Source organism: Bradyrhizobium sp. SZCCHNS1022, assembly GCF_032484835.1.
In the GTDB taxonomy this organism is placed as follows: domain Bacteria; phylum Pseudomonadota; class Alphaproteobacteria; order Rhizobiales; family Xanthobacteraceae; genus Bradyrhizobium.
This window is the reverse complement of sequence record NZ_JAUETT010000001.1, coordinates 15,509-33,901: the sequence shown is the minus strand read 5'-3', so window position 1 is coordinate 33,901 and position 18,393 is coordinate 15,509. Positions and strand designations below refer to the sequence as shown.

Genomic DNA, 18,393 nt, shown 5'->3' with positions numbered 1-18,393 from the left:
TTCGGATCAAAGCCCGGGAGTTGTTATGGAGACCGTTAAATTTCGCATGAACGATCCGCGGCTCGCGCCACGGCGGACCAAGATGGACATCCCGGGCTGGGCCGGCGAGCGTGAGCCGCGCGCAGACGGGTCGCATGAGCAGGTCTGGCATTGCGTGCCATTCTCAGAAGGCGCGCAATATGGCATCGAGCTGTTCTATCCATATGATTTCGAACTGCACGTCACCACGCGGGACGGCAAGCTGAATCTCACAGGCGATTGGGGCGAACCTCCGTCGCCTACCTTGCAATGGCCGCCGTTCCGCAACTTCGGCGATAGTTTCTACACCTATCAGATCCTGCTCGATCTCAAGGCGCCGAAGGGGTTTGCGATCCGGACCGAGCCGCATCCCCGCTTCTATACCGATCGCACCGATACCGTGCCGATTGCGGTGCCCGCGCTGATCCGCAATTGGTGGCCGATGCTGTTCTTCTGCGTGTTCAAAGCGCCGGCGGAGGGACGCACGCATATCTTCCGGCCCGGCGAGCCGTTCGCCCAGGTGATCGTGATCCCGGAGGAGGCGAATTTTGCGATCGAGCCGATGGGCCCGGATGAAGCGGCCGAGCGCGAGCTGCAGGCGCGCCGAATCCATGCGAGCCGTCCGAACTTGGCGCAGGGCACGGAATGGACGTCCACCACCGACACGGTGTTCGACGGCACTTACCGTCATCTGCACCGCGCCGCGAAGGACAAGGCTCGCAAGTCCTGACTCCTGCCGCCCTAAGAAGAAGGCGCCGGTCCCGTCGGGGCCGGCGCCTCATCGTCACACCATTCGGCCTGCGATCAATAGCCGTCGTAATACCAGTGATGGTGATGATGATGGTGATGATGATGGTGGTGGTGGTACCAGCGGCGCGGCGGGACCACATAGACGCGTGGTCCGTACCCGTAGTAGGCACCGCCGCCCCAATAGCCGTGATGGTGATGATGGTGGTGATGATGGTGGTGGTGGTGGTACCACTGCGCCAACTCGACCTTCGGCTCCGTTGCCGGCGCCTGCTCGTCGAGCGCCTGCAGCACCTTCGCTGCATTCGGAATCGGCTCGAGCAGATCGGCGTAGGAATTGGCCTTCAAGACATCGGCGGGTGCCGGTGCCGGCGAGGCCTGTGCTGTGCCGAGCGCGCCGATAGCGGCCACCGCGCCCAACAAGCCTGCGATCTTCTTATCCATAAATTCTCCTCTTGATGCGCATCGCCCGGATGCGGAAACGCCAGCCCATCATGTTCGTTCCTCGATTCGCTTATTGGTTCAGCACGGCGTCGAAATTCAGGCTGTCAATTCATTCATGCTGTCAATTCGTTCATAAAGCGAAGCAGCAACTGATTAACAGACTCCGGCTGCTCCTGCTGCACCCAATGTCCGGCACCATCGATCAACTCGCACATCGTCATGTTGGTGCAGACGCGCGTTTGCATCGCTTCGAACGCACCAGGTTTCTGATACGTGCCCCAATCCTGCTTGCCTGAGATGAACGCCGATGGAATCTCGATGCGGCGGTCGGACCACATCTGCAGCTCCGCGTCGAAAGCCCCGGATGTCCCGCAGCGATACCATTGCAGTCCGCCCTGGAATCCGGTGCGTTCATATTCGGTGCTGTAGAAGCCGAGTTCCACATCCGGCAGCCATCTGTTCGCGGCAATCGTCCGTTGGTCCGGCATCGCTTCTGCAACCGTTTCCGCCATCGTCTTGTCGAGGTCCATCACATAGTAGGTAGGAAGCTTGGCAAGCTCCGCGGCCGACCACGCGCGAAGCGGATAGGGCTGGTTGCCCGGCCAGTCCGCGCTTTTGTGGTGATAATAGCCGCGCAGGAATTGATGCAGCCCTTGCGGCGCCCGATGCATGTCGGCGTTTGCCTGTCGCGTCGTGTAGTACCATTGATAGTGCTTGCGCGGCCGCGGCAGCGCGGCGAGCGCGCCATGCACGGGATCTTCTGCGGGAGGCGCGGCAGGCCTTTCGGCCGTGTCGAATGGCAGCGACGGCGGCCCCGCGAACGGCGCGCTCATCATCACGACCGACCGGAAGACGTCGGGGCGAATCATGGCGCACCACGCCGCGACGGCGCTGCCGAAATCATGCCCGACCACGGCATCGACCTTGCGATAGCCGAACGCATAGACCAAACCGAGCGCGTCGCGTACCAGATTGGTCAGTCGGAAGGGCGCGAGATCGCCGTCGTAGTCCGCGCTCCATCCTGTCGTCCGGCCATAGCCGCGCTGGTCTGGCGCGATCACGTGATAGCCCGCCGCAGCGAGGGCCGGCATGATTTTGCGCCAGCTGAAAGCGAGCTCCGGAAAGCCGTGCAGCAGCAGGATGCAAGGACGACCTTTGGTCTCGAAGCCGGCTTCCAGCACATGCACCGAGAGGCCATTGATGGCTTCGACTTGGCGGGAGCGAATCGTAGGAGGGAGTGGCGGCGGTGGAAGGGAGGTCATTGTTGTGTTTCTCCGCTATGGCCGGGCTTGACCGCCCGCGCGACCGAAGCCTCTATGGAGAGCCCGGCCATCCACGTCTTCTTTCGCAAGACGTAGATGCCCGGCACAAGGCCGGGCATGACGGAATTTGCGGAAGGAGGGCTATGCCGTGGCCTTCTTCGGCCAGTAGCGCTCGCGCAGGTGGCGTTTGATGAGCTTTCCGGTTGGCGTGCGTGGCAGCTCCGGCTCAAAGTCGATCGACCGCGGACATTTGATAGCGGATAGATGCTCGCGACAGAACAGAATGAGCTGCTGCTCGAGCTCCTTGCCGGCACGGCTCATGTCATGCGGCTGCACTACCGCCTTGACCTCTTCGCCCATCTCCTCGTTCGGGACGCCGAACACGGCGACGTCGGCGACGTCAGGATGGGTGATCAGGACGTCTTCGGTTTCCTGCGGATAGATGTTCACGCCGCCGGAGATGATCATGTAGGACTTGCGGTCCGTCAGATAGAGGAAGCCGTCGGCATCGAGGTAGCCGACATCCCCGAGCGTCGACCAGCCCTTGTCGTTGTAGGCGCGCTGCGTCTTCTCGGGATCGTTGTGATAGGTGAATTGCGGTGCGTCGGCGAAATAGACCGAGCCGATTTCGCCGGTCGGCATTTCCTCGCCGTTCTCACCGAGGATCTTGACTTTGCCGACCACGGCTCGCCCCACGCTGCCGCGATGGGCAAGCCATTGCTCCGACGTGCATACGGTGACGCCGTTGCCTTCCGATCCCGCGTAATACTCGATCAGGATCGGGCCCCACCAGTCGATCATTCTCGCTTTGACGTCGATCGGGCATGGTGCGGCGGCGTGGATCGCGCCCTTCAATGACGAGACATCGTAGCGGGTCCGCACCTCGTCCGGCAGCTTCAGCATGCGCACGAACATCGTCGGCACCAGCTGCGATTGCGTCACCTTGTGTGTCTCGACCAGCCGAAGGAACTCTTCTGCGTCGAAATGCTCCATGATGATCGATGTGCCGCCGAGCACCGTCACCATCATGTTGAAGCGCAACGGGGCGGCATGATACAGCGGCGCAGGCGACAAATAGATGCTGTCGGCGTTCATGCCGCACATGTCGGCGCACAGCACGCGCAGGAACGGGTTCGGTTGATCGATGCGGCTGTTCTCGAACGCCTTCTTGATCCCCTTCGGCCGGCCTGTGGTGCCGGACGAATAAAGCATGTCGTAACCCGCAACCTCGTCGGCAATGGGCGCCCTCGGCTGTGCCGCGGCTTCCTTGTCCCAGGAGCGAAAGCCGGGCTCAGCCTCGTCGAGCATGAAGAAGAGCGGCTCGTCCGCTGCGCCGGTCACGAGCTCCCTGACCTGCTCGGCGCATTTCGGCGAGGTGATGAAGACCTTCGCGCCGCAATCCTTGATGATGTAGGCGATCTCGTTCTTGGTCAGGTACCGGCTGATCGCGGTGTAGTAGAGTCCCGAGCGCTGCGCCGCCCAGGCGATTTCCATGAACGCCAGCCGGTTCTCCATCAGGAAGGCGATGTGATCGCCCGGCTTGAGGCCTAGGGCTCGAAACAGATGGGCGCCTTGATTGGAGAGCTCGTCGAGCTCGCGATAGGTGATCGCCTTGCCGCTTCCGGCCATCTGGTAGGCGATCTTGTCGGGTGAGTTGCGGGCGTGGATCGATGGATGGGTCACGGGCACACCACGGAGAGAATTGATAAAGTGTCGTCCCGGCCCTGCGCCGGGACCCATAGCCACAGAACTCTGTGGGTACACCGAGCTGAGGCTCCAACTCGTCGCCAAATTGAACCAGATGATTATGGGTCCCCGCGTTCGCGGGGACGACACCATCGATGCGGCTGACGCCTACAACCGCTCCACGATCGTCACGTTCGCCATTCCGCCGCCTTCGCACATGGTCTGCAGGCCATAGCGCTTGTTGCGCTGCTTCAGCGCATGCACGAGCGTGGTCATCAGCTTGGTGCCGGAGCCGCCGAGCGGATGTCCGAGTGCGATCGCGCCGCCATTGACGTTCAGCCTGTCAGGATCGGCCCCCGTGGTTTTCAGCCACGCCGCCGGCACCGAGGCGAAGGCTTCGTTCACCTCGAACAGGTCGATGTCGTCGATGCTCATGCCGGCCTTTTCGAGCGCCCGCTTGGTCGCGTGCAGCGGAGCATCCAGCATGATGACGGGATCGCCGCCCGTCATCGTCATGTGATGGACACGGGCGAGCGGTTTGACGCCGAGCGACTTCAGCCCGCGCTCGTTGACAACCAAGACGCCGGAGGCGCCATCGCAGATCTGGCTTGCGGTCGCCGCCGTCAGCTTGCCGTTCTCGGCGATCAGCTTCACACTCTTGATGCCATCGAGGCTGACATCGAAACGGATGCCTTCGTCGATATGGTGCGTGTCGCTCGAGCCGTCGGCGCGAGTGATCTCGAGCGGAACGATCTCGTCCTTGAAATAGCCTGCCTGCGTCGCAGCGATCGCGCGCTGGTGACTGTTGTAGGCAAATTCGTCGAGCTCGTCTTTGGACAGGCCGTATTTCTCGGCCATCATTTCCGCGCCGGTGAACTGGCTGAACTGGATGTTCGGATAGCGGCTCTCGATGCCGGGGCTCTTATAATGCCCAAAACCATTCTTGGCCGGCAAGGTCGAGGCGAGGCCCATCGGCACCCGCGTCATCGACTCGACGCCGGCGGCGATCACTACATCCATCGCGCCCGACATCACGGCTTGCGCGGCAAAATGCAGTGCCTGCTGCGAGGAGCCGCACTGCCGGTCGATCGAGGTGCCCGGCACGCTCTCGGGCAGCTTGGACGCGAGCACCGCGTTGCGCGCGATGTTGTTGGACTGCTCGCCGGTCTGCATGACGCATCCCATGATGACGTCTTCGATCTGGTCGGGAGCGGCGCCGGAGCGCTCGACCAGCTCGTTCAAGACCTTGGCGGCGAGATCGGCCGGATGCCAGCCAGCCAAGCGGCCTCCCTTGCGGCCGCCCGCAGTGCGCGCAGCCGCGACGATATAGGCTTCCGCCATGGCGTTTCCTCCCTAGACTTGGTCTTCTGTGATTGGTCTCGATTTAAACGAGCAATTAGGGCTTAGTCAATCGATCAATTAAATCTTGTGATCTGGGACGCCTTCGGCTTATCTGGCTCGATCTTTTGGAAGGCGAAGATGGGACCTCAGCTCCAGAGCAGCGCGCCGAATAAGCTTCCCGCGGGGCGGAATGCCACGGCGGAGAAGCTCCTGGTCGCGGCCAGCGAGCTGATGATCGAGCGCTCCTCGATCGACGTCTCGCTCAGCGACATTGCCCAGAAGTCCGGCGCGAATGCTGCGCTGGTCAAATACCATTTCGGCAACAAGGACGGATTGTTGCTCGTGCTGCTGGCGCGCGACGCCGCCACCGAAGTGGCCAATCTCGAATACCTGCTGGCCCAGCCGATCTCGCCGACCGCAAAGCTGAAATTGCATATCGGCGGCATCATCCGCGCCTATTACCGCTTTCCCTATATGAACCGGCTGATCCATTACCTGCTGCACGAGAGCAGTGCTGAGGCGGCCGATGAGGTGTCGAAATTCTTCGTCGCGCCGCTCCTGGACTTTCACCGCCGCCTGCTCGCGGAGGGCATCGAAGTCGGAGAGTTCCGCGAGGTCGATCCGGTGCTGTTCTACACCAGCCTGATCGGCGCCTGCGATCATCTGTTCTTCGGCCGCCACGCCATGTCGCGCGCGACCGGCGTCGGGCCCGTGACCGATGAAGTCTGCCGCCAATACGTTGCCCATATGGAGGCGCTGATCTGCGGCGGAATACTCAAGAGGGCGAGTGGCGAATAGCGAAAGCGAGCAGGGCAAAACTTCCTTTTCCCTATTCGCTACTCCCTATTCGCCACTCGCCAATCCGAAGAAACGTTGAGGGAGAAAAACACCCATGCAGCTCAAAGACATTCCCGTTCTTGTCACCGGCGGCGGATCGGGGCTCGGTGCCGCGACCGCGCGGGCGATGGCGGCCAAGGGCGCCAAGGTCGCCGTGCTCGACCAGAGCAAGGAGAACGCGGAGAAGGTTGCGGCCGAGATCAAGGGTGTCGCCCTCCACGCCGACGTCACCGATGAGGAGCAGGTCAAAGCCGCCATTGCCAAGGCCGAGGCCGCCCACGGCATCGCCCGCGTGCTGGTGAACTGCGCTGGCATCGGCGGCTCGCAACGTATCGTCGGCAAGGACGGCGTCTACCCGCTCGCCAAATTCGCGCGCATCATCAATGTCAACCTGATCGGCACGTTCAACGTGCTGCGGTTGTTCGCCGAGCGTCTCGTCACCGCTGAACCCATCGGTGAGGAGCGTGGCGTCGCGATCAACACGGCGAGCGTCGCGGCCTACGAAGGCCAGATCGGTCAAATCGCCTATTCGGCATCCAAGGGCGGCGTGGTCGGCCTGACGCTGCCTGCGGCGCGCGATCTCGCCAGCCAGAAGATCCGCGTCAATACGATCGCGCCGGGTCTGTTCCTGACCCCGCTGCTGATGGGCCTGAACGAAGAGGCGCGCAAGAGCCTGGGCGCGCAGGTGCCGCATCCGGCGCGGCTCGGCGATGCGTCGGAGTACGGCAATCTCGCGGTCCACATCGTGGAGAATCCCATGCTCAACGGCGAGACCATTCGTCTCGATGGCGCTATCCGCATGGCGCCGCGCTAACTACGCGCTCTGCTGTCGTCCCTGCGAAAGCAGGACCCATACCGCGTGACGTTACCATAGGAATCAGGCGGCCGACATGGTGCTCCATAACGACATCCCGTGGTTATGGGACCCGGCTCGCGCTTCGCGTGGCCGGGACGACGGGGACAGCAAGCTCGTCTAACACCGACGAACGAACATCAGATCCGCAAAGGACGATTGCATTCGGGAGACGCAAGATGGACGGAAACGCTGCGGCTGTGCTGGATAAACCGGCCTTTCGCAAAGTGGATTGGCTGAAGCGCGATATCGCGGTGGAACGGCGCCCCGATGGCGCCATCGTCATGAAGTCGCGGATCCCGCTGCAGGATTACGAGCCGCACATTCCGGCATCCCTCGCCAAATGGGCGAAGCTGGCACCCGAGCGCACCTGGCTGGCACAGCGCACGGGACCGGAGCGGCAATGGCGCAAGATCTCCTATGGTGAAGCCAAGCGCATGGTCGACAGCCTGACGCAAGGCCTGCTCGACCTTGGCCTCGAAGAGGGGCGGCCGATTGCGATCCTCTCGGGCAATTCGATCGGGCACGCACTGCTGACGCAGGCCGCCATGCAGGCACGACTGCCGGCCGCGCCGGTGTCGCCGGCCTATTCGCTGATGAGCCATGATCACCTCAAGCTCAGATATTTGTTCGACCTGATCAAGCCGGCCGCGGTGATGGTGCAGGATGGGCCAACCTTCGAGAAAGCGCTGAAGGCACTCGAGCTCGATGGCGTTACCGTGATCCATGTCGCGCGTCCGTGCGACGGCATCGAGAGCATCGGCTTTGCCGAGCTGGCCGCCACGCCCGCCACCGCGGAGGTCGAAGCCTCGATTGCGAGGATCACGCCGGACACGATCGGCAAGCTGCTGTTCACCTCGGGCTCGACCGGCATGCCCAAGGCCGTCATCAACACCCAGCGGATGATGTGCGCCAATGCCGCGATGATGATGCAGGTGCGGCCGCGCGGATCTGATGCGCCGATCTCGACCGTGCTGGATTGGATGCCATGGAATCACACCATGGGCGGCAACGCGCTGTTCAATCCGCTGCTGATCGAAGGCGGCACGCTCTATATCGACGACGGCCGGCCGCTGCCCGGCCAGTTCGAGGAGACGATCCGGAACCTGCGCGAGGTGTCCCCGACTTACTACGCCAACGTGCCGGCAGGCTATGCCGCACTCGCTGCGGCGATGGAGCGGGACGACGCCTTGTGCCGCAGCTTCTTCAGGGATCTCGGCATCATGGCCTATGGCGGCGCGCGCCTGCCGGACGATCTCTATGACCGGATGCAGGCGCTTGCGGTGAAGACGACCGGCGAGCGTATCGTGTTCTACACCGGCTGGGGCTCGACCGAGACCGGGCCGACCTCCACCGGCACCTATTGGAACACCGAACGCGTCGGCCTGATCGGACTGCCGTTCCCCGGCGTCGAATTGAAGATGGTGCCGACGGGCGCCAAATACGAGCTGCGGCTGCGCGGGGCCAACGTGATGCCGGGCTATTTTGGTCAGCCGGAGCTCACCGCGAAGGCCTTCGATGAGGAAGGCTTCTATTGCATCGGTGATGCCGGGGTGTTCGTCGATCCCGACGATCCGGTCCAGGGAATCATCTTCGCGGGGCGCGTCGTCGAGGATTTCAAGCTGACGACCGGCACCTTCGTGCATGTCGGCTCGCTTCGCACCGATGCGATCGCGGCCGCCACGCCCGTGATCCAGGACGCTCTCGTCACGGGACAGGACCGTGACCATGTCGGCCTGCTGGCCTGGCCGAATCTGCACGCGTGCCGGCAATTGGTCGGCGATCCCAATGCCGGCTTTGACGATGTCGTCAGACACCCTGCGGTGATCGCCTGCCTCAAGCGCGGGCTCGAAGCTCACAACGAAGAGTGCGAGGGCGCGACCAGCCGGCGCATCGCCCGCGCGATGCTGATGGTGGAGCCGCCCTCGATCGACGGGCACGAGCTGACCGACAAGGGCTACATCAACCAGCGCGCGGGCCTCGAGCGCCGCGCGGCGCTGGTCGATAAGCTCTATGCCGATCCTCCCGCCGACGACGTGATCGTGCTGCAGTGAACGACGTCTCGCAATACGATGTCATTCCGGGGCGAGGCGAAGCCTCGAACCCGGAATCCAGAGCCTATTCATATCGAGTTCCGGGTTCACGCTGACGCGCGCCCCGGAATGACAGCCAAAAAAGGTGGGCGATGAATTTCGATTTCTCCGACGACCAGAAGCAGCTCCGCGATCAGGCCCGCAAATTCCTCGCCGAGAAGTGCCCGCCCAAGGCGGTGCGGGTCGTGCTCGATGGCAAAGAGTCTTACGATCGTGAGCTATGGAAGGGGCTGGCCGAGATGGGCTTTCTCGGTGTCGCCATTCCCGAAGAATTCGGCGGTGCCGGCGCGGGCCATCTCGAGCTCTGCGTGATCGCCGAGGAGATGGGCCGTGCCTTGGCGCCGGTGCCGTTCTCCTCGACCGTGTATCTGGCGGCCGAGGCCCTGATGCTCGCGGGGAGCGAGGCGCAGAAGCGAAAATGGCTACCCAAGATCGCCTCCGGCGAGGCGATCGGCACGCTCGCTTTGTTCGAAGGCGCCGGCAATCCGTCGTCGAAGGCGATCAAGCTGGAAGCATCGGATGGTGTGCTGAACGGCAGCAAGAAGCCGGTCGCCGATGGCGCGATCGCGGATTTTGTCGTTGTCGCCGCGCGCACCGCGTCCACCGGCCGCGACAGCGATGTTTCGCTGTTTTTGGTCGACGTGAAGGCCGGCGGCATCGAAGCCAAGTCGCTTACCAATCTCGACCCGACACGCGGCCAGGCCGAGCTGACCTTCAGCGGCTGCAAGGCCGAGCCGCTCGGTACGCCCGGCGAAGGCTGGAGCCTCGTTACGCAACTGCTCGACCGCGCTGCGGTCCTGATTGCCTTCGAGCAGGTCGGCGGAGCCGACCGTGCGCTGGAGATGGGCCGCGACTATGCGCTCGACCGCATCGCCTTCGGCCGGCCGATCGGCTCGTTTCAGGCGGTCAAGCACATGCTGGCGGACATGTATGTATCGGCCACGCTTGCGGGCTCCAACTGCTATTACGGCGCCTGGGCGCTCTCGACCAATGCGCCTGAATTGCCTGAAGCGGCAGCCTCGGCGCGCATCAGCGCGACGCAGGCGTTCCAGCACTGCGCCAAGAACAACATCCAGGTTCATGGCGGCATGGGCTTCACCTGGGAGTTCGACTGTCACATGTATTATCGCCGCGCCAATGCGCTGGCCTTGGGCCTCGGCAGCCTGAGCTACTGGGAAGATCAGTTGATCGAGCGCATGCGCAAGCGCAATGCCGCTTGAACCATGGCTGTCATTCCGGGGCGTCCGCGTCGCGGACGAACCCGGAATCCCGAGATGAACAACTTCTGGATTCCGGATCGACGTGCTTCGCGTGTCGTCCGGAATGACGGAAAGGGGAACGAAATGAACTTCGACGATACGCCGCAAGAGGCTGCCTTCCGCGCTGAAGCGCGCGCCTGGATCGCCGCCAACGCGCCGAAGCAATACGAAGCCGAGCTGCGCGCGTCTTCGCTCGGCCGTACCGCGCTCACGAATGCCGATATCCTCGAGGTCGCCAAGGCCTGGCAGAAGAAGAAAGCCGATGCCGGCTGGGCGTGTCTGCACTGGCCGAAGGAATATGGCGGCCGCGGCGCCTCGCCGATCGAGCGCGTGATCTGGCAGCAGGAGGAGGGCCCCTTCGGCAAGCTCTCCGCGATGTTCATCATCGGTCACGGCATGTGCGGTCCGACCATGATGGCCTACGCCTCCGAAGACCATAAGCGACACTATCTGCCGCCGCTGGCGTCGGGCGAGAAGATCTGGTGCCAGCTGTTTTCCGAGCCCGCCGGCGGCTCCGATGTCGCGGGCCTGCGCACGCGCGCGGAGAAGCGCGGCGACGAGTGGGTCATCAACGGCCAGAAGATCTGGACCTCGGGCGCACATTATTCCGACTACGGCATCCTGCTCACCCGTACCGATCCCACGGTCCCGAAGCATAAGGGACTGACGATGTTCTTCCTGGACATGAAGAGCAAGGGCGTGGAGGTGCGCCCGATCAAGCAGGCAAGCGGGCACTCGGATTTCAACGAGGTCTATTTCACCGACGTGGTGATCCCGGATTCGCAGCGGCTCGGTGCGGTCGATGACGGCTGGAACGTCGCGCTGACCACTTTGATGAACGAGCGTATGTCGATCGGCGCCGGCGTTGCCACCGGCTTTCCGGAACTGTTCGAGTTCTGCTCCAATCTGAGGCTCGATGATCAGCTGGCGATCGAGGATCGCAACGTGCGATCCAAGCTCGCGACTTGGGCCGTCAAAGCGAGCGGCCTGAAATACACCAGCTTCCGCGCGATCTCGGCGCTCTCGAAGGGCGAGCGGCCAGGCCCGGAGAATTCGATCGGCAAGCTGGTCGCCGCCTCCATGGTTCAGGACATTGCGACCTTCGCGCTCGATCTGCAGGGGGCGGCGGGCGTGCTGAGCGGACCCGAAGCCGAGCTCGCCGGCAAATTCCAGGCGATGCTCTTGCGTGCGCCGGGCACCCGCGTCGAGGGCGGCACCGATGAGATCATGCGCAACATCATCGCCGAGCGCGTGCTCGGTCTGCCCGGCGACATCAGGGTCGACAAGGATCTGCCGTTCAATCAGGTCCCGACCAAGGGACGGAACTAACGGGTCATTCCGGGGCGGTCGCACAGCGACCGAACCCGGAATCTAGAGCTTATTATATCGAGATTCCGGGTTCGCGTCTGCGACGCGCCCCGGAATGACGGTGCCGGGAAGGATGGGATGATGAACTTCGATGACACCCCAGAAGAAGCCGCGTTCCGCGCCGAGGCGCGGAGCTGGATCGCGGCCAACGCGCCGAAGGAGCTCGAGGCGGAGCTTGCCAGTTCGTCGCTTGGGCGCATCCGCCTCAAGCACGCCGATATCGTCGAGGTCGGCAAGCACTGGCAGAAGAAGAAGTTCGAGGGGGGCTGGGCCTGTCTGCACTGGCCGAAGGAGTATGGCGGCCGCGGCGCTTCGCCGATCGAGCGTGTGATCTGGCAGCAGGAAGAAGGTGTCTACGGCAAGCTGACGCAGCCGTTCCAGATCGGCGAGGGGATGTGCGGCCCGACCGTGATGGCCTATGGCAGCGAGGCCGATAAACGCCGCTATCTGCCGAAGCTCGCCTCGGGCGAGGAGATCTGGTGCCAGCTGTTTTCCGAGCCCGCTGCCGGCTCCGACGTCGCGGGCCTTCGCACCCGTGCGGAGCGGCGCGGAGACGAATGGGTGATCAACGGCCAGAAGATCTGGACCTCCGGCGCGCATTATTCCGATTACGGCCTCCTGATCACGCGCACCGATCCCAACGTGCCCAAGCACAAGGGGCTGACGATGTTCTTCCTCGACATGAAGAGCAAAGGCGTCGAAGTCCGTCCGATCAGGCAGGCCAATGCCATGCAGGAATTCAATGAGGTCTATTTCACGGATGTGGTGATCCCGGACAGTCAGCGGCTTGGCGCCATCGGCGACGGCTGGAACGTGTCGCTCACGACGTTGATGAACGAGCGAATGTCTATCGGCGCCCGGCTCGCGACGGGCTTCCCGGAGATGTTCGCGTTCTGCGCCAACCTGATGACCGAGACCGGACTTGCGATCGACGACCGCGCAGTGCGCAGCAAGCTTGCCTCATGGGCGGTGAAGGCGAGTGGACTGAAATACACCAGCTACCGCACCATGTCGGCGCTTTCGAAGGGCGAACGGCCTGGGCCGGAGAATTCGATCGGCAAACTGGTGGCCGGCACCATGCTGCAGGACATCGCGGCCTACGCAATGGACCTCGAAGGCGCAGCCGGCGTTCTCACAGGCACCGACGAAGCGACGACGCATGGGCAGTTCCAGCAGATGCTGCTCACGTCGCCATCGATGCGGATCGCGGGCGGCACCGATGAGATCCTGCGCAACATCATCGCCGAGCGCGTGCTCGGACTGCCGGGCGATATCCGGGTCGACAAGGACGTCCCGTTCAACAAGGTGCCGACGAAGGGGCGACGCTAGATTCGGTGCCGGTGTTCGGTGCAAAATGGCGCCGCTATTTTCATGGCGACGCCGCGGCCTCGGAATAATATTGAGTTTCGAGCAGCCGTGCCATCGGTCAGGAAAGGTTCTGCATGACGATCGCCGCCAAACCCGAACAAGACGCCATCACCACGCTCGAATCCTTGATGCGTGCGCGCTTCTCGTGCCGCAGCTTTCGGCGCGATGCGGTGCCGCGCGCGACCATCGAACGCATTTTGTCGGCCGCGCAAACCACCGCCTCCTGGTGCAACAGCCAGCCCTGGCGCGTCGAAATCACCTCGGGCAAGGCGACCGACAAGTTCCGGCAGGCCATGTACGCTGCGGCCTCGAGCGGCAGGCCTACAGTCGGAGATTTCGAGTTTCCGCGCGAATACAGGGGGGTCTATCTGGAGCGGCGGCGAGAGAGCGGTTTTCAGCTCTATAATGCGGTCGGCATCGCGCGCGGCGACAAGGCCGGCTATGCGAAGCAGGCGCTGGAGAACTACAATTTCTTCGGCGCGCCGCATGTTGCGATCATCCACACCGACGAGGCGCTGGGGGTCTATGGTGCGGTCGACTGCGGCGGCTATGTCACGAGCTTCATGCTGGCGGCACAGGCGCTCGGCGTGGCGACTGTCCCGCAGGCGGCGCTCGCCTTTCATTCCGACGTGGTCCGGGAGCATTTCGGCCTGGACGAAGACCGCAAAGTGGTTTGCGGCATTTCGTTCGGTTATCCCGACCGCGACCACAAGGCGAATTCATACCGCACCAGCCGCGCCGCCATCTCCGAGGCTGTTCGCTTCTTAGATGACTAACGACGTCTTCGACGATCAACGGCCTCGTTTACCGCATTGCGCCAGGCGCGCCCTCAATCCGGCGTCGGCCCATGGGGCGTGCCGGCGAATTTCGGAACCGAAGCGCGCCGGCAGATCATTGCACCTGCGACTCCCTGCAAGTCATTGCCTTTAATGAGGGCGTCTCATGAGGGACTTGAATTTGAAGTTCCGATGACGCGTGCGCGGAAAAATTGATCGGAAGTTCAAATTCGCCCGTTAGTGGCAAAGGCTTCCATTGCGGTGCTTGCCCAAGCTCTCCTTGAGTTCGTGAGCCTCCAGCAGCGATATTGACAAAACCCGTTCCAACATCTTGAGTTGCATGGCTCGGGCGTCGACGATGCAAAATTGCAGACGCTCAATGATCTTCTCGAGTGAAGCTTCGGTCACGGCTCAAACCCTCAAAAAGTCAGCGATGGATCCCACGCAGATGTCGCCTGAGCGCGCAGCTCTGGAACTGGACGAGACGACGGTGCTCGGCCATCGTCTCCTGAAATCGTTCCACAAGCTGCGTCTGAAGCGGCATCGCAAGCAACTCATCGCGATGGCTGAATGGCTGGTGGAAGAGGAAGAAAAATATCCGGCAGAGCCTGACGACTGAGGTCATCGAGACCTTGCCACGTCAGCGTCGGCCGGTTGAGGCCGATCTGCTGGCACAGCGATTTCCAAGTTGCTTCATCGCAATCGACAAGCACCGCCAGCACCGACATCCCGTCGATCATGCGCGGTAGCCCCAGCGGGCGAGCCTTCCAGCCGCAGCGCTCGAAGCGCGGCAGCCACCAGCTCTCCAGCACGATGGAGAAACCGCTCAGGCCGATCGAAATGCCGTATTCCATGATCGCGGTGAGCAGCAGCATGTCGATCCGTGGTCCAGCATGTTCGCCGCGCCGCTCCGGAATGACGAAGATGCGCGACAGTTCGTAGATGTCGGGGCGGTGGATGGGCCCGCGAATGTTGAGATACGGGAATATCTCGCTCATCAAGGTCGGCAGCAAAGTCGGTACCGCTCGCATCGCGCCGATCAGTTGTCCCTGATCGAGGCAGAACAAGTAGACCGAATCCTCGGTGTCGAACTGGTCTATTTCTCGCCCATCCGGCCGGTCCAACGCCATCCATTTGCGCTGCTTGACGTAGATGTCATGGCGCAGCCGGAAGTACGGGTCGAAGTAGGACTCGTAGAGGTGTCTGTTATCCTTTCGAACGACGTGGATCTCAGGCATCGCAGCTCCCGCTTGAATAGTTTATCAAGCTTGAGCATGCCCAAGTGATCGAGATCTTCTACTGGTAGAAACGCCAGCACATCACCTCTTCATTGACACAATTAGAGGATGATCTCTCCGTTAACGAGCGCCGTCGCGACGGTCGCGGTCTTGTTGTTGGTCATCAGCTTGCGCTGCGCCTCTTCGAGATGCCAGCGCACGTTGCGTTCGGAGAGGCCGAGTATTCGTGCCGTCTCCCAAGCAGTCTTGCCTCGGGCCGCCCAGCGGAGGACCTCGGCCTCGATCTCGGACAGTCGCCGGCCCGGTTTGGCGACCGATGGACGCGCCAACGCGCGCAAGCGGCCGTAAGTGAAGATGCTAATCAGATGCACCGCACTCTTGCTCTCGGCGTCGAGATGCGGTTGCTCGCCGGCCAGGCTGATCGCCCCGACGGCATCGTCGTAATGAATCGGGATGCAGAAGCCCTGGTGAAGGCCGAAGTCCCGCGCCCGCATCATCACCTCATGTGCCGAACGATCTCGCTCGCAATCATACGGCGCTTCCGACCACAGGAAGGGGTTCAGGGTCGCCAGACAGTGGCGCGGGATCGGATCGGCGATATGGAGGTTTTGGCGCGTGTAGAACTCGAACCATCCCTCCGGCCAACCATTGGCCAGCGTCAGTTGATCGAGCGATTGGCTCGAGGTCGGTATGCCGGCGATGATGTAGGCATAGAACCCGATCTCGCCGATGAGTCTTTCGAACTGGGAGATGACGCTTGCGCTCGTCGTCGACTTCTCGAGGGCGTCGACAAAGTCGAGCGCGCGGCGTCCCCAATATGCATCAGTCCCGTCCATGCTGCAGATCTCCGCCCACGGTCAAGCTAGCCGCCGACGGATGGCTGTCAATGATAAACTACAGCTAAGCTACACATGCTGTTAGCAACCGGTGCGGGATGCGGCGTATCTAACTAAAATGCGCGCCGCCGACCGCCCAATCTGCTCGTCTTTGTATACTGCTCAACTTGTATGCCTGTTCAAAATCTCGGCGGGCGTTTCTCTGCAAAGGCCTTGATCCCTTCCCGGATCTCCGCGCCAGACATGCTATCGCGGTGCCGCTGTGCGGCGGCCTCCTGGTCAAGGCAGCCACGGGCGAATTCGTTGATCGCGCGCTTCATGCCGGCCATCGCGACCGGTGCATTGCCGGCAAGCTGGCTGGCGAGCCGGTCGACTGCAGCATCGAGCGTCTCGGCCGGCACCATGGTCGTGAGATAGCCGATGCGCAGCATCTCCTGGGCATCGATCTTCTCCGCCGTGAGGAACAAACGCTTCGCATTGTCGGCTCCCAGCCGCGAGACGTAACGCCTGATCCCGCTCGGATAGTAGTGCAGCCCGAGCCGCGCGGCCGGCATGAACATTTCAGCCGTATCGATCCCGATCCGGAAATCGCAGGCGAGGGCGAGATCGGTCGAGCCGCCATAGACGCCGCCATTGAGTCGGCAGATGGTGGGAAGCGCCAGGTCTTCGAGCCGGTTGACCACGACCTCGAAATTGGCGCCGGGGTTGTCCTGCTCGGTGCTCTCGGCACGCTGGGCGATCGAGCCGAGGTCATAGCCCGCGCTGAACGCACGGCCGGTGCCGGTCAGCACCAGCACCCTGATGGCCGCGTCGGCTTCGATGCGATCGAATAGCGCAAGCAGCGCCTCGAGGTCCTCGCGTTGCAGCCGGTTCAGGTGCCGCGGCCGGTTGAGGCGGATGGTCGCGCGGGCGCCCTCGATGGACAGCAGCGGCGGGGTGCTCGTCTCTGCGGCGGCCTGGTCGGCCTGTGCATTCGTCATGTCGTATTCTCCAATGCGCGCCGTTTGGCCTCGGCGTCGATGCTCTGAACAAGATCGGGATGGCGGGCCATCAGCAGCCGGAAATCGACGAGGTCGAGCACCAGGAGCTTGGACAGCTTGGTCGTCGAGATGTTGGCCGACCGCAGATTGTTGCCGAGCAACGCCATCTCGCCGAAAAAGGCGCCTTCACCGAGCCGTACCTTTTTACCGGGCAGGTCGACTTCCACCTCGCCGGTGGCGATGAAGTACATGCAGTCGCCCGGTTGACCCTTGCGGATCACCATGGTCCGCGCCGGCAGGTCGATCGTGCGTAACATGTGAGTCACGTCAGCGATCGCGGAGGGGCCGAGCGTCGCAAAGAACGGAACCTTGCCGACGGATTCCCAGGTCTTGAGGAAGTTGTCCCGCTTGGTCTCGGCGGCAAAGCCGGTGGCGAGAATACCGGTCCATAGTCCGAACACGCCGAGACCCGAGATCATCACCATGGCTGCGATCACCCGTCCGAGCGGCGTGACCGGTACGACGTCGCCATAGCCCGTGGTGGTGAGGGTGGCCACCGCCCACCACAAGCTTTGCGGCACGCTGCCGAAGGTGGCCGGCTGTGCCTCGTGCTCCAGCATGTATTCGGCGACGGAGCCCAGAAACAGGACCAGGAGGAACAGGGCGAGGACGCTCAGCAGGGGTCTCGCTTCCACTACCAGCACCCTGCTCAGCTGCTGCAATCCCGGAATAGCTGGGATGATCTTCATCATCCAAACCATGGCCAAGACCCAGGCGGACCGCTGGTCGACGCCGAACAGGAGCGTGACCGGCACGGCCAAGGCCGAGGCGCTGTCAAGCACGCCAGGCTCGGAGCAGAGATAGGCGAGCGCGTAGCGGGACTGCAGCGCCGCGTGAACTCTCACCCCCCATTCGAAGACAAAGAAGGCGAGGCAAGCCCAGAGCACGCCGCAGATGGAACGCGGCGCGGCGTCATATACCGCATCCACCGTGAGCAGGACCATGGCGGCAACGCCGATGACGACCGCCGCATAGCTCGCCCTCGTCGCCTGACGACCGGCCGTGGCGGCCATGAACGCCGCCAAAGCGGGAAAATGCAACGGTTTGGACATCGAAAATGGGGGCCTGTCGCGATGAAAATCCCGCCTGGGGTGTTTACGGATAATGGCAGGCCAAGGTGCCTGTCAGGGTAAGCCGCGTCAACGACGCGCCCTATGTCCGCTATCGGGCGCCCTGCGGAGCGGAATTTCACCGCAAACCGCCGGAAGCCGGTTAAAACGTCGCTTT

General features: G+C 62.7%; 17 protein-coding genes. 9 read left to right on the top strand and 8 right to left on the bottom strand.

Going from position 1 to position 18,393, the window contains the following annotated elements; translation table 11 throughout:
• Positions 1 to 25: 25 nt before the first annotated feature.
• Positions 26 to 748 carry a hypothetical protein gene (locus tag QX071_RS00165; RefSeq protein ID WP_315702854.1) on the top strand — a complete coding sequence of 241 codons (723 nt, stop codon included), beginning with the start codon at positions 26 to 28 and terminating at the stop codon, positions 746 to 748.
• Positions 749 to 822: 74 nt separating this feature from the next.
• On the opposite strand, the gene QX071_RS00160 is transcribed toward QX071_RS00165, so the two are convergent.
• From QX071_RS00160 to QX071_RS00145, 4 genes are all read right to left on the bottom strand, one after another.
• On the bottom strand, positions 823 to 1,209 hold the full coding sequence (locus QX071_RS00160) for a hypothetical protein (protein WP_315702855.1): 387 nt from the start codon (positions 1,207 to 1,209) through the stop codon (positions 823 to 825).
• Positions 1,210 to 1,322: 113 nt separating this feature from the next.
• A complete protein-coding gene (locus QX071_RS00155; RefSeq protein WP_315703187.1) occupies positions 1,323 to 2,396 on the bottom strand; it encodes an alpha/beta hydrolase in 1,074 nt (357 codons plus the stop codon).
• 216 nt (positions 2,397 to 2,612) lie between these two features.
• Positions 2,613 to 4,154 (bottom strand): acyl-CoA synthetase, encoded by a 1,542-nt coding sequence (locus QX071_RS00150; RefSeq protein ID WP_315702856.1) that lies wholly within the window; start codon positions 4,152 to 4,154, stop codon positions 2,613 to 2,615.
• Between the two features lie 171 nt (positions 4,155 to 4,325).
• Positions 4,326 to 5,498, bottom strand: coding sequence for an acetyl-CoA C-acetyltransferase (locus tag QX071_RS00145; RefSeq protein WP_315702857.1), 1,173 nt, complete (start codon positions 5,496 to 5,498; stop codon positions 4,326 to 4,328).
• Positions 5,499 to 5,636: 138 nt separating this feature from the next.
• Between QX071_RS00145 and QX071_RS00140 the strand changes: the two genes are divergently transcribed.
• From QX071_RS00140 to QX071_RS00105, 8 genes are all read left to right on the top strand, one after another.
• Positions 5,637 to 6,296 carry a TetR family transcriptional regulator gene (locus tag QX071_RS00140; protein ID WP_315702858.1) on the top strand — a complete coding sequence of 220 codons (660 nt, stop codon included), beginning with the start codon at positions 5,637 to 5,639 and terminating at the stop codon, positions 6,294 to 6,296.
• A gap of 94 nt (positions 6,297 to 6,390) precedes the next feature.
• Positions 6,391 to 7,149 (top strand): SDR family NAD(P)-dependent oxidoreductase, encoded by a 759-nt coding sequence (locus QX071_RS00135; RefSeq protein WP_315702859.1) that lies wholly within the window; start codon positions 6,391 to 6,393, stop codon positions 7,147 to 7,149.
• Positions 7,150 to 7,367: 218 nt separating this feature from the next.
• Entirely contained in the window at positions 7,368 to 9,242 is a 1,875-nt protein-coding gene (locus tag QX071_RS00130) for an AMP-binding protein (protein WP_315702860.1), read from the top strand.
• 131 nt (positions 9,243 to 9,373) lie between these two features.
• Positions 9,374 to 10,501 (top strand): acyl-CoA dehydrogenase family protein, encoded by a 1,128-nt coding sequence (locus QX071_RS00125; protein ID WP_315702861.1) that lies wholly within the window; start codon positions 9,374 to 9,376, stop codon positions 10,499 to 10,501.
• A 123-nt stretch (positions 10,502 to 10,624) separates the two neighbouring features.
• Positions 10,625 to 11,869 carry an acyl-CoA dehydrogenase gene (locus QX071_RS00120; protein WP_315702862.1) on the top strand — a complete coding sequence of 415 codons (1,245 nt, stop codon included), beginning with the start codon at positions 10,625 to 10,627 and terminating at the stop codon, positions 11,867 to 11,869.
• A 120-nt stretch (positions 11,870 to 11,989) separates the two neighbouring features.
• The gene (locus QX071_RS00115) at positions 11,990 to 13,237 is read left to right on the top strand and encodes an acyl-CoA dehydrogenase (RefSeq protein WP_315702863.1); all 1,248 of its coding nucleotides are present in this window, start codon (positions 11,990 to 11,992) and stop codon (positions 13,235 to 13,237) included.
• 167 nt (positions 13,238 to 13,404) lie between these two features.
• Positions 13,405 to 14,052, top strand: a complete 648-nt coding sequence (locus QX071_RS00110) for a nitroreductase (RefSeq protein WP_315703188.1) — start codon at positions 13,405 to 13,407, stop codon at positions 14,050 to 14,052.
• Positions 14,053 to 14,431: 379 nt separating this feature from the next.
• On the top strand, positions 14,432 to 14,671 hold the full coding sequence (locus tag QX071_RS00105; protein WP_315702864.1) for a hypothetical protein: 240 nt from the start codon (positions 14,432 to 14,434) through the stop codon (positions 14,669 to 14,671).
• Here the strand turns inward: QX071_RS00105 and QX071_RS00100 are convergent.
• From QX071_RS00100 to QX071_RS00085, 4 genes are all read right to left on the bottom strand, one after another.
• A complete protein-coding gene (locus tag QX071_RS00100; RefSeq protein WP_315702865.1) occupies positions 14,607 to 15,290 on the bottom strand; it encodes an acyl-homoserine-lactone synthase in 684 nt (227 codons plus the stop codon). The genes QX071_RS00105 and QX071_RS00100 overlap by 65 nt on opposite strands.
• A gap of 101 nt (positions 15,291 to 15,391) precedes the next feature.
• Complete coding sequence (locus QX071_RS00095; protein WP_315702866.1) at positions 15,392 to 16,126, bottom strand: LuxR family transcriptional regulator; 735 nt, start codon at positions 16,124 to 16,126, stop codon at positions 15,392 to 15,394.
• A 179-nt stretch (positions 16,127 to 16,305) separates the two neighbouring features.
• Positions 16,306 to 17,106: an enoyl-CoA hydratase/isomerase family protein gene (locus tag QX071_RS00090; RefSeq protein ID WP_315702867.1), complete on the bottom strand. Its 801-nt coding sequence runs from the start codon at positions 17,104 to 17,106 to the stop codon at positions 16,306 to 16,308.
• On the bottom strand, positions 17,103 to 18,218 hold the full coding sequence (locus tag QX071_RS00085; RefSeq protein WP_315702868.1) for a cyclic nucleotide-gated ion channel: 1,116 nt from the start codon (positions 18,216 to 18,218) through the stop codon (positions 17,103 to 17,105). The genes QX071_RS00090 and QX071_RS00085 overlap by 4 nt, the downstream gene beginning before the upstream one ends.
• Between the last annotated feature and the right edge of the window lie 175 nt (positions 18,219 to 18,393).

Excerpts from the sequence above, each read along its gene's own strand:
- QX071_RS00110 (WP_315703188.1), top strand. The coding sequence starts at position 13,405 with ATGCGTGCGCGCTTCTCGTGCCGCAGCTTTCGGCGCGATGCGGTGCCG.
- QX071_RS00115 (WP_315702863.1), top strand. The coding sequence starts at position 11,990 with ATGAACTTCGATGACACCCCAGAAGAAGCCGCGTTCCGCGCCGAGGCG.
- QX071_RS00085 (WP_315702868.1), bottom strand. The coding sequence starts at position 18,218 with ATGTCCAAACCGTTGCATTTTCCCGCTTTGGCGGCGTTCATGGCCGCC.
- QX071_RS00130 (WP_315702860.1), top strand. The coding sequence starts at position 7,368 with ATGGACGGAAACGCTGCGGCTGTGCTGGATAAACCGGCCTTTCGCAAA.
- QX071_RS00165 (WP_315702854.1), top strand. The coding sequence starts at position 26 with ATGGAGACCGTTAAATTTCGCATGAACGATCCGCGGCTCGCGCCACGG.
- QX071_RS00090 (WP_315702867.1), bottom strand. The coding sequence starts at position 17,106 with ATGACGAATGCACAGGCCGACCAGGCCGCCGCAGAGACGAGCACCCCG.
- QX071_RS00135 (WP_315702859.1), top strand. The coding sequence starts at position 6,391 with ATGCAGCTCAAAGACATTCCCGTTCTTGTCACCGGCGGCGGATCGGGG.
- QX071_RS00120 (WP_315702862.1), top strand. The coding sequence starts at position 10,625 with ATGAACTTCGACGATACGCCGCAAGAGGCTGCCTTCCGCGCTGAAGCG.
- QX071_RS00100 (WP_315702865.1), bottom strand. The coding sequence starts at position 15,290 with ATGCCTGAGATCCACGTCGTTCGAAAGGATAACAGACACCTCTACGAG.
- QX071_RS00125 (WP_315702861.1), top strand. The coding sequence starts at position 9,374 with ATGAATTTCGATTTCTCCGACGACCAGAAGCAGCTCCGCGATCAGGCC.
- QX071_RS00160 (WP_315702855.1), bottom strand. The coding sequence starts at position 1,209 with ATGGATAAGAAGATCGCAGGCTTGTTGGGCGCGGTGGCCGCTATCGGC.
- QX071_RS00140 (WP_315702858.1), top strand. The coding sequence starts at position 5,637 with ATGGGACCTCAGCTCCAGAGCAGCGCGCCGAATAAGCTTCCCGCGGGG.
- QX071_RS00145 (WP_315702857.1), bottom strand. The coding sequence starts at position 5,498 with ATGGCGGAAGCCTATATCGTCGCGGCTGCGCGCACTGCGGGCGGCCGC.
- QX071_RS00095 (WP_315702866.1), bottom strand. The coding sequence starts at position 16,126 with ATGGACGGGACTGATGCATATTGGGGACGCCGCGCGCTCGACTTTGTC.
- QX071_RS00105 (WP_315702864.1), top strand. The coding sequence starts at position 14,432 with ATGATCTTCTCGAGTGAAGCTTCGGTCACGGCTCAAACCCTCAAAAAG.